Origin of the sequence: Mesorhizobium sp. (assembly GCF_005063415.1) — a bacterium.
In the GTDB taxonomy this organism is placed as follows: domain Bacteria; phylum Pseudomonadota; class Alphaproteobacteria; order Rhizobiales; family Rhizobiaceae; genus Mesorhizobium.
Genome location: NZ_SUEG01000005.1, coordinates 36,571 through 49,964, shown reverse-complemented (window position 1 = coordinate 49,964; position 13,394 = coordinate 36,571). Strand labels below are relative to the sequence as shown.

12 protein-coding genes are annotated in these 13,394 nt (G+C 62.3%); 2 read left to right on the top strand and 10 right to left on the bottom strand.

What is annotated here, in order from left to right:
* Nucleotides 1-44 precede the first annotated feature (44 nt).
* The 10 genes from E5W70_RS02910 to E5W70_RS02865 form a co-directional block, all read right to left on the bottom strand.
* On the bottom strand, nt 45-1,688 hold the full coding sequence (locus E5W70_RS02910) for an MFS transporter (protein WP_024505576.1): 1,644 nt from the start codon (nt 1,686-1,688) through the stop codon (nt 45-47).
* 173 nt (nt 1,689-1,861) lie between these two features.
* Nucleotides 1,862-2,845 carry a beta-ketoacyl-ACP synthase III gene (locus E5W70_RS02905; RefSeq protein WP_126063924.1) on the bottom strand — a complete coding sequence of 328 codons (984 nt, stop codon included), beginning with the start codon at nt 2,843-2,845 and terminating at the stop codon, nt 1,862-1,864.
* A complete protein-coding gene (locus tag E5W70_RS02900) occupies nt 2,842-4,107 on the bottom strand; it encodes an adenosylmethionine--8-amino-7-oxononanoate transaminase (RefSeq protein ID WP_126080683.1) in 1,266 nt (421 codons plus the stop codon). The genes E5W70_RS02905 and E5W70_RS02900 overlap by 4 nt, the downstream gene beginning before the upstream one ends.
* A complete protein-coding gene (gene bioD, locus E5W70_RS02895) occupies nt 4,107-4,742 on the bottom strand; it encodes a dethiobiotin synthase (RefSeq protein ID WP_063169254.1) in 636 nt (211 codons plus the stop codon). The genes E5W70_RS02900 and bioD overlap by 1 nt, the downstream gene beginning before the upstream one ends.
* A complete protein-coding gene (locus E5W70_RS02890) occupies nt 4,739-5,878 on the bottom strand; it encodes an 8-amino-7-oxononanoate synthase (RefSeq protein WP_024505572.1) in 1,140 nt (379 codons plus the stop codon). The genes bioD and E5W70_RS02890 overlap by 4 nt, the downstream gene beginning before the upstream one ends.
* Nucleotides 5,875-6,843 (bottom strand): biotin synthase BioB, encoded by a 969-nt coding sequence (bioB, locus tag E5W70_RS02885; protein WP_245454882.1) that lies wholly within the window; start codon nt 6,841-6,843, stop codon nt 5,875-5,877. The genes E5W70_RS02890 and bioB overlap by 4 nt, the downstream gene beginning before the upstream one ends.
* A gap of 174 nt (nt 6,844-7,017) precedes the next feature.
* Complete coding sequence (nadC, locus tag E5W70_RS02880) at nt 7,018-7,899, bottom strand: carboxylating nicotinate-nucleotide diphosphorylase (RefSeq protein WP_024505570.1); 882 nt, start codon at nt 7,897-7,899, stop codon at nt 7,018-7,020.
* A gap of 1 nt (nt 7,900) precedes the next feature.
* Nucleotides 7,901-9,442, bottom strand: coding sequence for an L-aspartate oxidase (locus E5W70_RS02875; RefSeq protein ID WP_024505569.1), 1,542 nt, complete (start codon nt 9,440-9,442; stop codon nt 7,901-7,903).
* Nucleotides 9,439-10,413, bottom strand: a complete 975-nt coding sequence (gene nadA / locus E5W70_RS02870; RefSeq protein WP_095486074.1) for a quinolinate synthase NadA — start codon at nt 10,411-10,413, stop codon at nt 9,439-9,441. The genes E5W70_RS02875 and nadA overlap by 4 nt, the downstream gene beginning before the upstream one ends.
* Before the next feature lie 62 nt (nt 10,414-10,475).
* Nucleotides 10,476-11,438: a membrane protein gene (locus E5W70_RS02865; protein WP_024505567.1), complete on the bottom strand. Its 963-nt coding sequence runs from the start codon at nt 11,436-11,438 to the stop codon at nt 10,476-10,478.
* Nucleotides 11,439-11,609: 171 nt separating this feature from the next.
* Here E5W70_RS02865 and panB point away from each other — a divergent pair, with 171 nt between their 5' ends.
* Complete coding sequence (panB, locus tag E5W70_RS02860; protein ID WP_126063927.1) at nt 11,610-12,446, top strand: 3-methyl-2-oxobutanoate hydroxymethyltransferase; 837 nt, start codon at nt 11,610-11,612, stop codon at nt 12,444-12,446.
* Complete coding sequence (panC, locus tag E5W70_RS02855; protein ID WP_024505565.1) at nt 12,443-13,351, top strand: pantoate--beta-alanine ligase; 909 nt, start codon at nt 12,443-12,445, stop codon at nt 13,349-13,351. Before panB ends, panC begins: the two co-directional genes overlap by 4 nt.
* Nucleotides 13,352-13,394 lie beyond the last annotated feature (43 nt).

The following is a 13,394-nucleotide window of genomic DNA, read 5'->3' as shown; positions in this document are numbered from 1 at the left end:
AGCACCGGTGATCCACCCTGTCCCTGGACAGCAGCTTGATGGCGTCATCTTGGAGGACGAGAAAAGATTGTCGAGGTACGGGTACGAATTGCCTCGGTCGTCCGTTCAATCGAAAGCACTGTCTGCGGAGGCACCTCTCCTTCATGCAGTGACAGGAGATGCTGGGCGACTTCCTTATCTGCTGCGGTGAGTCGATGATTTAGGCGGAGAAAGTCCATCCAGGTGGGGGTGCGGAATGTCTCCGTCCAAAGTGACGGTGTTTGCAGATTTCGCTGGAGCGTCCAGTTTCGTGCACCGGCACGGCTCTGGACGTGTCGCCGCGTGCGCATGGAGCCCAGAAAGGCCTCGATATTTTCCTCCGATATCAAATACTCGACCTTGGCCACGATAGGGCCACTTCTGGGTTTCAGATCGAGAGCCACGTCCGGCGGATGAAAAACTGAACTTTCTTGATCGGTTTCTTCCCAGGGACGGACCGGCAACACGATCCCCGCTGCTGCAACCAGCAACAGAGCGCCTGCGGCGCCCTCCAATGCTGAGGTCAAGGAATAGTTTTGCGCGACAGAACCCCAGATCCAGCTGCCAGCAGCCATACCGCCTGCGCTCAAGGCGTAGTAAATGGAGAGCGTGCGGCCTACAACCCACCTTGGGCTTGCCAACTGCACCGACACGTCAATGCCCGTCCAGGTGATAAGCCAACCCGCTCCGCCGAGCGCCAGCGAAATGGCCGCCACAGGAACCGACGATGTAAGGGCAAGGGAGAGGCAACAGACTGCACAAGCCACAGAGGCGAAGGCCACCAGCCTGTTTTGAGACGTGACCTTCCTCAAGAAGCCGTTGCCCATGCCCGCGATGAAAGCACCCATGCCGAAGCCGGCCAATAAGATACCGTAGACAATTGGCCCACTCTTCAACTGATCCCGGACGACGAGGGGGAGCAACGCCAGAATGGAGATGCTTGCCAATCCGAAAAGAGCGGCTCGGGCGGTCGCTGCCCTGATCTCCAAAGACATCGCCGTAAAGCGCACTCCGTCATGAATTGCCGTCGTCATTCTCTCACGAGGGAGAGGCGAAGAGCGGACCTCCCATTTGGTGCGCCATATCGCGCTTATGGGCGCCAGATCACTCACCGCAGCCAAGGCGAAAGCGGCCAGCGGCCCAAAGACGGCCAGGATCACGCCCCCCAAGGCCGGACCAACGCTGCGCACAATGTTGTATCCGACGGACATAAGCGTCACTGCGGCCGGAATGTCGCGTTTGTGAAGGATATCGCCGACCGAAGCGTGCCAAGCCGGATCATTCAAGGCAAAGCCGCAGCCGGCCAGGAAACCTAACCCGAGAATCAGCCAAGGACTGACAAATCCCAGACCCACAGAAATCATCAGCGTCGTCGACGCCGATGCTATCAGGCAGTGTCCCGCAAACATCACCCACCGGCGGCTGAAGTTGTCGGCAATGGCTCCGGCGAAAACTGAGAGGAAGAACACCGGCAATGTGGATGCGGCCTGGACGAGTGCCACCATGAGGTCGGACGCTGAAATCGTTGCCATAAGCCAACTGATGGCGACCGTTTGCACTAGCCAACCGAGGCTGGAAATCTGGGTGGCCGCCCAAATTGAGCGAAACACCTTGTTTCGAAATGGGGCGAGCGTCTTTGAAACGGGCGGTTGAGGATTTTCGCTCTGCATGAGGTATTGCTGGCCTTCGATGAGCGCTGCGATTTGAGCAAGCGGGTCGATACTTAGACATCGCGGAGCACCGCACGGAACCCAGCTCTATGGAGCTTGCCGGCGACTATTTACGTATTGAGCCATTCTCATAGTCTCATTCATGAGCAGTCCTGTGCGCAAGCATTGCTTTGCTAAATTCCCACCACAAGCGCGCCGCCGCTGAGACCCGCACCCGCTGCCGCCAAGAGGACTTTCTCGCCAGGCCGAAACGGCTGCGCCCGATGGGCCAGCGACAATGAGAGCGGGATCGTCGCGGCGGAAGAGTTGCCATATTCGGCGATCGTCTTGACGATCGAGTGATCAGCGATGCCGAGGTTCCTGCCGACCGCGTCGAAAATGCGCGCATTGGCCTGATGCGGCACGAAACGATCGAGGTCTTGCGGCCTCAGTCGGGCAGCAGTGAGCGCATCTCTCGAGCAGGCGGTCATCATCTCCACGGCCTTGCTGAATACTTCACGGCCGTCAGTGATCGTCATCCGTGTCTGCGCGAGGTCGAGGTCGGCATGGAACGGAGTGTTGCTTCCCCCGGCGGGAATCTGGATTAGCCCGTAGCGCGAGCCGTCGGAATCCACCGAAGCGCCGAGAATGCCTCGATCCGGGTCATCGCAAGGACTGATCACCATGGCGCCGGCGGCATCGGCAAACAGCACGGCGCTGGCGCGCTCGGCCAAATTGATGCGGTGGCTGAGGATGTTGGCGGCGATGACAAGGCTCGCTTTGCCGTGCAGGCGGGTGAACCCGTCGGCGAACATCAGCGCATAGATGAAGCCGGCGCAGGCGCCGGTCAGGTCGATCGCTCCGGCGCGGCCTAGCCCCAGCCGATGTGCGACCAGCGGCGCGCTTGGCGGCAGAAGGTGATCGGGCGTCGACGTGGCGAGCAAGAGTAGACCGACGTCGCCGCGGTCGATACCGGCATTGGTCAGCGCCATGTCGCCCGCAGAGGCGGCAAGGCCCGACAGCGTGTCTTCGTCTGTTGCCCAGAAGCGCGAGCGAATTCCGGTGCGCCGCTCGATCCAGCCGGGCTCAAGCCCGAGCCGGTCTTCGATTTCCGGGTTCTCGACCTTGCGCGCCGGCGCATGATGGCCGAAGCCGAGAACGCGCGACGATAGGTTCATGGCCGCGAGCCGAAGCGTTCGCCGGCCTCCTCTATCGCGTCATAGAGCCCGCCCAATTCGTCGCTGGTGATGCAATAGGGCGGTAGAAGATAGAGGACATTGCCGAGCGGGCGCACAAGTAGCCCCCGCTCAAGGAAAAAAGCGCGCAGTTTTGGCCCGATCTCGGCCAGATAACCGGCTGAGCCGGTGCGTAGGTCGAGTGCCGCGATGGTGCCGGTTGTCCGGCAGTCGGTGAAATATGGATTGACCCGGAAGCGTTGCAGCCCGGCGGCCTGCCTCGCGCTCAAGACCGCGATCCGCTCGGCCACCGGCTCGTCACGCCAGATCTCGACATTGGCAAGTGCTGCCGCGCAGGCGATCGGATTGGCGGTGTAGGAGCTCGAATGGAAAAACGTCTTCTTGCGATCCTCCGAAAAGTGAGCGTGGAAGATGGCATCGGTGGCGATCGTGGCGGCCAGCGGGATGGTACCACCGGTCAGACCTTTCGAGGTGCACAAGATGTCGGGCGAGACGGACGCCTGTTCGCAGGCAAACATGGTTCCGGTGCGCCCCCAGCCGGTCATCACTTCATCGGCGATCAGCAGCGTGCCGGAGGCTTCGGCGATCCTCTTCAATTCGGCAAGAACCCAGGCCGGATACATCAGCATGCCGCCGGCGCCAAGCACCAGCGGCTCGACGATCAGCGCGGCTGCGCGCCGGTCGCGGCTAACGGCCTCGAACCGATCCAGCGTTTCCTGCTCGCGCCCGGCGGCCGGGAAGGGGATGGCGTCGACCTCGAACAGCAAAGGATCATAGGCGGCGTTGAAGACGCCGCGGGCGCCGACGCTCATCGCCCCGATCGTGTCGCCATGATAGCTGTGCTCCATGACGGCGATGCGCGAACGCGGCGCGCCGATGTTGCGGAAATAGCCGAGCGCCATCTTCAGCGCGACTTCGACTGAGGTCGAGCCACTGTCGGAATAGAACACCCGGTCGAGGCCGGCGGGTGCGATGCCGATAAGCGCCTCGGCCAGCCGTTCGGCCGGCTCGTGGGTGAAGCCCGCGAAGATGATCTGGTCGAGGCTCGACGCGGTCGTCTCGATGGCCTTCATGATGCGGGGGTGGCGATGGCCATGGGTGACGACCCACCAGGAAGAAATCGCATCGAGGATGCGGAAGCCGTCGGCCTTGTGGAGATAGGCGCCTTCAGTCAGCACGATTTCAGGGACCGAGGGCTCTAGCGCGTGCTGCGTGAACGGATGCCAGACTCGAGACTCCGCCATCAGTCGCCTCCGGCAATCATGGCCAGGTCGAAGCCGGAAATCATTGCATCTCTCAACGTTTCACCCGTCAGCGGACCGAGGTGCGGCAGCCTGCCCAGCTGCGGCACGCCGCCGAATTCCACGATTGTCCTTTGTGTATCGGCCACCTCTTCGCCAATGAAGGCAATGCCGATGAGCGGGATGGAGCGGGCTCTCAGGGCCTCGATCGACAACAGCGTATGATTGATGGTGCCAAGCGCGGTGCGGGCGCACAGTATGACCGGCAGCCGCCATTGTTCGAATATGTCAATGAACCTTGTCTGTCGATTGAGCGGCACCATCAGCCCGCCGGCGCCTTCGATGACGAGCGGTGTCGGCAGGACCGGAAATGAAAGATCGTCGGCCTCGATCGCGACGCCGTCGATTTCGGCTGATCGATGCGGCGACAGCGGCATCGTCAGTCGATAGACTTCGGGCAGCACGCGTCCGTCGGGCAAGCCGGAAAGCCGGGCGACGACCTCGCTGTCGGTCTCCTCGTTGAGGCCCGATTGCACCGGCTTCCAGTAGAAGCCGTCGAGCAGCCCGGCAAGTCCGGCCGAAAACACTGTCTTGCCAATTCCAGTGTCTGTTCCGGTGACGACGATGCGTTTGGTCATGCTGTGGCCAACACTCCGACGAGAGCCTCGACCATGGCGGAAATGTCGGCTTCGTCGACGTTGAGAGTCAGCGAAATGCGCAGGCGCGACGTACCCTCAGGCACTGTCGGCGGGCGAATGCCGCGTATGTCGAAGCCGCGTGCCTGCAGTCCTGCCGCCACCGCCATGGTGCGGCTGTTATCGCCGATCACAAGCGGCTGGATCTGCGAACCGCTGGGCATCACGCCGCAGCGTTCGGCCAATTGCCGGCTCGCGAAAGCGACACGCTCGTGCAACTGAGCACGACGCATAGGCTCGTCAGACAGAATAGTCAGCGCCTCACGTGCCGCGACTGCCATCAGCGGCGATGGTGCGGTCGCATAGATGAATGGCCGGCACCGGTTGATAAGATAGTCGCACAGTGTTCGCGGTCCGGTAACGAGCGCGCCGGATGCGCCAAGCGCCTTGCCGCATGTGTGGAGCGTGACGATGTTGTCGCGGCCTTCATACGCGGCGGCCAGTCCCCGGCCGTCCGGTCCCCAGACGCCGGTGGCATGCGCTTCATCGACGACGATGAATGCCTGGTACCGATCAGCCAGCGCGACCAGGCTCTCCATCGGCGCACGGTCGCCATCCATGCTGTAAAGGCTTTCGAAGGCGATCCACACCCGCCCCATGCCGCCTTCGGCGCGCCAGCGGGTGATTGCGTCCTCGACAGCGTCGACGTCGTTGTGCGCGGCCAGCTTGAACTCAGCGCGCCCGGCCTGGGCACCCTCATGCATGCTGGCATGAGCGAGCTCGTCGAGGACCAGCAGGTCGCCTTTCTGCGGCAGGGCCGTCAGCAGAGCGAAGTTGGCGATATAGCCGCTGCCGAAGAACAGTGCACGCTCGGCTCCGAAAAATGCCGCTGCGTCCGCCTCCAGTTGCTCATGTTCCGGTGCATTGCCGCGCAACAGCCGCGATCCGGTGGCGCCCACTGGCGTGCCCCGCGCAATCGCCGTCGAAACCGCATCGCCCAGTCTTTTGGAGGCGGCAAGTCCGATATAGTCGTTCGACGAGAAGTCGAGCCCGGCGCGCGGTGCGAGCGTCCGCAACCGGTCCTTGCGCCCCAGTCCCCGCAAGGTTGCGTCATAGCGGGCAAGAATTGCCTCCTTCATTGCGTGGCGAGTTCCATAGGCTCAATGCCGAGGCGCCGGAACAGAAGGGTATCCTTGTCCTCGCCGGGATTTCCCGCCGTCAGCAGCGTGTCGCCGACAAAGATCGAATTGGCCCCGGCAAAGAAGCACAGCGCCTGCGTTTCGTCGCTCATCGCCGTCCTGCCGGCGGACAGCCTTACATAGGATTTCGGCATCATCACCCGCGCGAGCGCAACGATGCGGACGAAATCGATCGGATCGATGGCGTCGGCCGCGGCAAGCGGCGTGCCTTCGATGGGAATAAGCATGTTGATCGGCACGCTTTCCGGCGGCTCGGGCAGGTTCGCGAGCGTGACCAGCATGTCGATGCGATCGGTCTTTTCTTCTCCCATCCCGACAATGCCGCCGCAGCAGACTTTCATCCCAACCGCGCGCACGTGCCCAAGCGTTTCCAGCCGGTCGGCAAAAGTCCTGGTTGAAATAACCTCGCCATAGTAGCGCTCAGAGGTATCGATGTTGTGGTTATAGTAGTCGAGACCGGCCTGCTTCAGGCGAGCAGCTTGCTCAAGATCGAGCATGCCGAGCGTCATGCAGGTCTCCATGCCGAGGGCCTTGACGCCCTCAATCATGGCGACCACAACCTCCATGTCGCGCTCCTTGGGACTTCGCCACGCCGCGCCCATGCAATAGCGCGTTGCGCCGCCATCACGCGCCATGGCCGCTTCGTCGATGACATGCTTGACGTCCACCAGCTTCGACGCCTTCACACCGGTTTCGTAATGCGCAGACTGGCTGCAATAGCCGCAATCTTCGGGGCACCCGCCGGTCTTGATGCTAAGGAGCCGCGACAGCTGCACTCGGTTTCGATCGAAGTTCTGGCGGTGGATCGTCTGAGCTAGGAACAGCAGATCGTTGAATGGCATGCCGTAGATGGCCTCGGCCTCTTTGCGGTTCCATCGCGGAGGCGTTCCATCGACCGATTGCATGGTCTGGTTCACGTCGAACTCCGAGTTCATTCCAATCGTCATCGTCAAACCTTTGTTTGCTAGTCCGGTACGCCTTCTTGGCTTTGGGGCGCACTCGCTAAAGGCGAGCTGCGGCACGTCTTTCCAGCACCTCCTACGCCTGCCGAGCTGATGTTGCTCCTCACGCCGTAATCCTCAGTTCAAGTGCTTGCAGATGTTCTGGTGGTCCGGCATGTCCAGGCCGATGTCGAGGATCGGGGCGCTGTGCGTCAGCCAACCCATGGAGATGAGATCGACACCGGTCGCCGCAATCGCCGCCGCCGTTTTCGGCATCACCCGACCGGACGCCTCGGTGATCGTACGGCCATCCACTATAGAAACCGCACGGGCAAGATCCTCGACCGACATATTGTCGAGCAGCACCGCGTCAACACCAATCGCGAGCGCTGCATCGAGCTGCTTCAGCGTGTCGACCTCGACCTCGACCTTCACCATATGCCCTGCTGCGGCGCGCGCCCGCTCTATTGCTGTGCGGATATCGCCGGCGATCGCGATGTGGTTGTCCTTTATGAGCACGCCGTCATCGAGGCCGAACCGGTGATTGGCACCGCCGCCGACGCGCACGGCGTATTTCTCCAATGCCCGCAGCCCGGGCGTCGTCTTTCGCGTCGATACAATCCTCGCCTTGTGACCGCGCACGGCCTCAACCATGGCCGCTGTGGCAGTGGCAATGCCGCTCAGCCGGCATAAGAAATTGAGGGCCGTGCGTTCGGCCGTGAGCAGGCCTCGTGCGGGTCCGGACAATCTTGCAATGGTTTCCCCGGCCCCAACCTCGCTGCCATCAGGGCGCCAGATCTGGATGTTGATCGCCGGTTCCACGAGAAGGAAGGCATACGAGACCAGATCGAGCCCGGCAACGACGCCCGCCTGCCTCGCTTTGAGCACCAACGTGGCAGTGCAATCATACGGGATAACCGCATCGGTGGTCAGGTCGCCGGATCTGCCCAGGTCTTCGAGGAGCGCAACGCGCACAATCGGTTCGATCAGGGTCGCGGGGAGGGGGGAGAATGAAGTCATATCAAGTGCTCCGTATGGTAGCCCGGCAATCGAGTGCGGCCGCGGCCCGCATTGCGCTGTGCAGTGTCAGCCGTGATGGACGCACGTTGGCATCGTGGAGCGGGAAATCGGACCGACAGTGCGCGCCTCGACTCTCTTCCCGCCTCAGGGCCGCCGCGGCGATCATCAGTGAGACCAAAGCCGGACCAGAGGCAGCGACACTATTGGCTGCGATCGGCAGCAGGGTCGCCACCGCTTCGCGCATTGCCTCGCCGTCGCGGATGATACCCAGGGCGGCGGAGACAATCGGGCGGACCACGGAAGCGTCTGGTCGTGGAGGGACGAATGTGGAGCATCTGCGCGGTCGCCGGGTATACGACGTGCCGGCAACGCTTTCGGCAACCCAGCTCGCGGTGACCGCCGCTTCGGTGAGCGAGTTGCTGGCCAGGCGGTTGGCGCCGTGCAGGCCGGTACAGGCCACCTCACCGCAGGCCCACAATCCCTCGATGGAGCTGCGGCCGGCGCTGTCTACGGCGACGCCGCCCATGTGATAATGTGCCGCCGGGCGCACCGGGATCAGGTCGGTCGCGGGGTCGATTCCTGCGCTCCGGCACAATTCGGCGATGCCTGGAAAACGCTTGCCAAATCTCGGGCCGAGACTTTGCCGTGCGTCCAGGAATACGCGGCGTCCAACGGCAAGCTGGTGCCAAATGGCGCGCGCTACGACGTCGCGAGGCGCAAGTTCACCGCCAGGTGTGTCGGCGAGGAAGCGCTCTCCTCGCTCATCGATGAGCACCGCGCCTTCGCCACGCACGGCTTCGCTCACCAGCGGCATCGGCCGGCGCGGACCGTCGAGCGCAGTTGGATGGAACTGTATGAATTCCAAGTCGGCGAGTTCCGCCCCCGCCCATGCGGCGAGCGCCAGCCCGTGACCCCATGAGCCAGCGGGGTTTGTCGTGTCGCAAAACAGCCCGCCGACGCCGCCGGTCGCCAGCACCGCGCGACGCGTGGGCAGAGCGAGCGCGCCGGCTCGTCCTGCTGCGACCACGGCGATGACCGACCCGTCCTGCACGACCAGCCGGCGGACCTCCACATTTTCGATAATGGTGATCGAGGCTGTACGCCGAACCGCGGCGACGAGCGCGCGCACCAACTCGCGACCGGTGGCGTCGCCGGCTGCATGCACAATTCGCCGTCGCGAGTGTGCCGCCTCGAGCCCAAGTCGCAACGCGCGGTCAGGGTGCTGGTCGAAGTCGACGCCGAACCTTTGGATCGTCCTAATCGCTTCGGGTGCAGCTCGTACCACTCGCCGCACCGTGGCCTCATCGCAGAGTCCGTCGCCGGCAGCTATCGTGTCGCAAAGGTGAAAATCTGGGCCGTCGTCGCCCCCGAGACTTGCCGCAAGACCGCCCTGGGCAAGTTCACTGCAGGCTCCGGTTCCAAGCGGCGCGTTGGTCAAAAGCACGACCGGTTCCGGCGCCAGATGAAGCGCCGTCATCAGGCCGGCAATGCCGCCGCCGATGACGACCGGCGCCCCGGCGATGTCGCGAACCTCCAGACTCATAGGGAAAGCATGCGCTCGACCGCGCGGCGGGCGGGGCCGGCAATTTCGGGATCAATCCGGACCTCATGCCGGTTCTGCTCGAGTGCGGCGCGAATGTTGGCCAGGTTGATGCGCTTCATGTGCGGGCACAGATTGCATGGGCGAACGAACTCGACGTCGGGATGCGCGACCGCGACGTTGTCGCTCATCGAACATTCGGTCAGAAGGACGACACGCGTCGGTTTCTCACGCTCGACATAATCCGACATCGCCGCGGTCGAGCCGGAGAACTCCGCCTCCGCGACAACGTCTGGTGGGCATTCTGGATGGGCCAGCACGATGACGCCTGGATGGGCATCGCGCAGTTCCCGGATGTCTGCTGCGGTGAAGCGCTCATGCACCTCGCAATGGCCTTTCCAGGCGATGATCTCGACGTCTGTATCGGCTGCCACGTTCCTCGCCAGATATTCGTCCGGGAGCATCAGCACACGCGCCACGCCAAGCGATTCCACCACCGCCTTGGCGTTGCCGGACGTGCAGCAGATGTCGGACTCCGCTTTTACGGCGGCGGAAGTGTTGACGTAAGTAACAACGGGGACCCCCGGATACCGCAGCCGCATTAGCCGCACGTCGTTTGCCGTGATCGATTCGGCCAGCGAGCAGCCGGCGCGGAGATCCGGGATGAGCACGGTCTTGTTCGGATTGAGCAGTTTTGCCGTCTCGGCCATGAAATGAACGCCGGCAACCACGATGATGTCGGCGTCGACCGTCACCGCCTTGTGGGCCAACGCCAGGCTGTCGCCGACGATGTCTGCCACGCAATGAAAAATTTCGGGCGTCTGGTAATTGTGCGCCAGCACCACCGCATTGCGCTCACGCTTCAGCGCTAAGATGGCTTCAATATCGCCGGCGAACGCGGGCCATTCAACGGGTGGGATCACCCGCCGGACACGCTCATACAGGGACGCAGCCATAGGTAACGCCCCAGTCATTGGCGCCTCGATTATATTCGGTTTGACAATAAGGGAATATATCTACCTTGACTATAAGTATGTCAAGCCCGCGCCAGCGGTAATTTTGTCCCGGCGATAGCCCTGTCGTCGAGGACGGCATGCCGGAAGCGATAAAGCTTCGCCGGTCGGCCGCCCGTGTCGAGGGAGGTCTCCCCGGTCTCCTCAACAAGTTCCTGCTGCTCGACCAATCTCCGGAAGTTCGGCTTGTTGATCAGCCTGCCAGCCAAAGCTTCCACGGTTCGCTGCAGTTGCAGCAGCGTGAAGGAAGGCCGCATAAGCTCGAACACGACCGGCCGGTATTTGATCTTCGAACGCAGCCGCGCGATCCCGGTTGCCAGAATACGACGGTGGTCAGCGACCATTGGTTTGCCAGCCGCGGCCGCAATCGCGTCCCTGCCGCCACCGGCCTCCTCAATCAGAGCAGCTTCATAGAGCAACTCGTAGCGTTGGAGCGTGAGTTCCTCGTTCCAATGGCGGTCGTCGAAGCCGAAGGCTATCGCAGCGCGCTGCCGGCGCTCGCGTTGAGTGGTCGGCTCGCTGGCGCCGCCGGCCCACTCAATCAGGCGGGGCCGCAATCTATCGAGCAGCACAGGCGGCGTGCCGAAGCGGTGGTCCTCCCAGGGAAAATATTCGTACCAACTTTGCCAGCCGCACGCGGCCGAGTTCGTTGCCTGTTCCTTCCTGGTCAATGCGAGATAGCTGATTGAGATGACGCGCTGGTGGCGCTCAGTGCCGATGCGATCGCGATCGGCGAAGGTGTAGAGTTGCTCGATGTATCCAAGTGCATGGCCGGTCTGCTGCTCCACCCACCCCCTCAAACCCGACTGCAGTGATCGATGCTCAAGGGCAAAAGGTCCAGAAGGGAGGGTGTCCGCATGACCGACTGTGAGGACACAGGGCTCACTGTCGTTTACGGCGACCACGACGGCAGTCAGGTCCACTTTGGCTTCGTCAGCTTTGACGGCGGCTTTGCCTTTCTTGGTTCTTCTTGTCTGAGGATCCATGTTTGCGAAAGCGGGTTGGCCCAACGGAGCGCCTTAATCGATTGAATGTAACCTTGGAAGCCAGCACGTCAACACCGGAGTACTCAAGCGCTGTTTTTAGCTCTTCGCAGTCGCACAAAAATATGCCAAACGCGACACCCGCTGTTGGTAACGTAAGGGAAGGGGCCTCGGTTGAGCGCGGCTGGTGAGATAAAAGGGATGACTCCTCCAGATATTCGATCGCGAAAAGGCCAGACGCCACTTGTATGCTTGACGGCCTACACCACGCCGGTCGCGAGGCTGCTCGATCGCCACTGCGACATCGTTCTTGTCGGCGACAGCGTCGGCATGGTGCTGCACGGCCTGTCGTCGACGCTGGGGGTCACGCTCGACATGATGATCATGCACGGACAGGCCGTTCGCCGCGGCCTTGAACACGCGCTGATGGTCGTCGACCTGCCCTTCGGTTCCTACGAGGAAAGCCCAGAGCACGCTTTCGGCAACGCTGCGCGCGTGATGGGTGAGACCGGTTGTTCAGCGGTAAAGATCGAGGGCGGCGAGACCATCTCGGAAACCATCCGCTTCCTTACCGCGCGCGGCGTACCTGTCATGGCCCATGTGGGCCTGACGCCGCAGGCGGTAAACACGTTTGGAGGCTATCGTGTGCAGGGCCGGGGAGCCGATGCAGAGCGGATCAGGCGCGACGCCAGGGCGGTAACCGAAGCGGGCGCCTTCTCCTTGGTGCTGGAAAAGATACCGGAGCAGCTTGCACGGCAGATAACCGCCGATATCGACATACCCACAATCGGCATCGGTGCCTCGCCAGCTTGCGACGGCCAGATTCTGGTGAGCCACGATATGCTCGGGCTCTTCACCTCATTTCGGCCGAAGTTCGTCAAACGCTATGCCGAGCTCGGTGAGCAGGCTGAGGCGGCAATCGCCGCTTACGCCACCGATGTGCGGAACCGGCACTTTCCGGCGGTCGAACATCTCTATGTCAACGCCTTGAAGGCCGGTGACTTCACATGAGCGTGCCGATCGCTCGAACCGTGAGCGAGCTGCGCGGCGTCGTTGCGCAATGGCGTCGCTCGGGTGCCACGATCGGTATTGTGCCGACCATGGGAGCCTTGCACGACGGGCATCTGAGCCTCGTGCGGAAGGCGCTCGAAAGGGCCGAGCGGGTGATCGTGACGCTGTTCGTAAACCCCAAGCAGTTCAACAGCCCCGCCGACCTGATTGCCTACCCTCGGACGGAAAGCGACGATGCTGCCAAGCTCGCTCTGCTGGGCACGCATCTGCTCTATGTGCCGGACACAGAGGAAATGTACCAGGTGGGCTTCGCCACGGCCGTTTCAGTGTCCGGCATCAGCGAATGCCTTTGCGGCGCATTCCGGCCCGGCCATTTCAATGGCGTGGCGACGGTCGTGGCCAAGCTCTTCCTGCAGGCCGGCGCTGACTTCGCCTTTTTTGGCGAAAAGGATTTTCAGCAACTTCAGCTTGTCAGGCGCTTGGTCCGGGATCTCGACATTCCGATCACTATTGTGCCCTGTCCGACAGTCCGCGAAGCCGATGGTCTTGCGCTATCGTCGCGTAACGTGCGGCTCTCCCCAGCCCAACGCGCCATTGCCCCAAAACTAGCATCGGTCCTGCTCGATACGGCCGAGCGGCTTGCACGCGGCTCCCCCATCCTGCCTACGCTTGATGAAGCGCGTGCAGCAATTCTGGCTGCCGGCTATCGCGAGCTCGAATACCTGGAGCTTCGCGGAGAAACAGACCTGCAATCGTTAGCAAGCCTTGACCGACCGGCACGCTTGCTTGCTGCGGCTTGGCTTGGCGACACGCGGCTCATCGATAACGTCGCAATATCACCCATCGGTAGTTGGTCAGGTGGGCGGAGCTCTCTCCAATCGGAAGCAGCACAGCAATTGCGGTGATGACGGCGGCGCGTCGTATGCCCTGCAGGGACAGGCCATCATT

What these genes read in the sequence shown, in the direction of transcription:
- E5W70_RS02890 (WP_024505572.1), bottom strand. Translation starts at nt 5,878, where the DNA reads ATGAAGGAGGCAATTCTTGCCCGCTATGACGCAACCTTGCGGGGACTG.
- bioD (WP_063169254.1), bottom strand. Translation starts at nt 4,742, where the DNA reads ATGACCAAACGCATCGTCGTCACCGGAACAGACACTGGAATTGGCAAG.
- E5W70_RS02875 (WP_024505569.1), bottom strand. Translation starts at nt 9,442, where the DNA reads ATGAGTCTGGAGGTTCGCGACATCGCCGGGGCGCCGGTCGTCATCGGC.
- nadC (WP_024505570.1), bottom strand. Translation starts at nt 7,899, where the DNA reads ATGACTTCATTCTCCCCCCTCCCCGCGACCCTGATCGAACCGATTGTG.
- E5W70_RS02865 (WP_024505567.1), bottom strand. Translation starts at nt 11,438, where the DNA reads ATGGATCCTCAGACAAGAAGAACCAAGAAAGGCAAAGCCGCCGTCAAA.
- E5W70_RS02910 (WP_024505576.1), bottom strand. Translation starts at nt 1,688, where the DNA reads ATGCAGAGCGAAAATCCTCAACCGCCCGTTTCAAAGACGCTCGCCCCA.
- E5W70_RS02900 (WP_126080683.1), bottom strand. Translation starts at nt 4,107, where the DNA reads ATGGCGGAGTCTCGAGTCTGGCATCCGTTCACGCAGCACGCGCTAGAG.
- bioB (WP_245454882.1), bottom strand. Translation starts at nt 6,843, where the DNA reads ATGCAATCGGTCGATGGAACGCCTCCGCGATGGAACCGCAAAGAGGCC.
- nadA (WP_095486074.1), bottom strand. Translation starts at nt 10,413, where the DNA reads ATGACTGGGGCGTTACCTATGGCTGCGTCCCTGTATGAGCGTGTCCGG.
- panC (WP_024505565.1), top strand. Translation starts at nt 12,443, where the DNA reads ATGAGCGTGCCGATCGCTCGAACCGTGAGCGAGCTGCGCGGCGTCGTT.
- E5W70_RS02905 (WP_126063924.1), bottom strand. Translation starts at nt 2,845, where the DNA reads ATGAACCTATCGTCGCGCGTTCTCGGCTTCGGCCATCATGCGCCGGCG.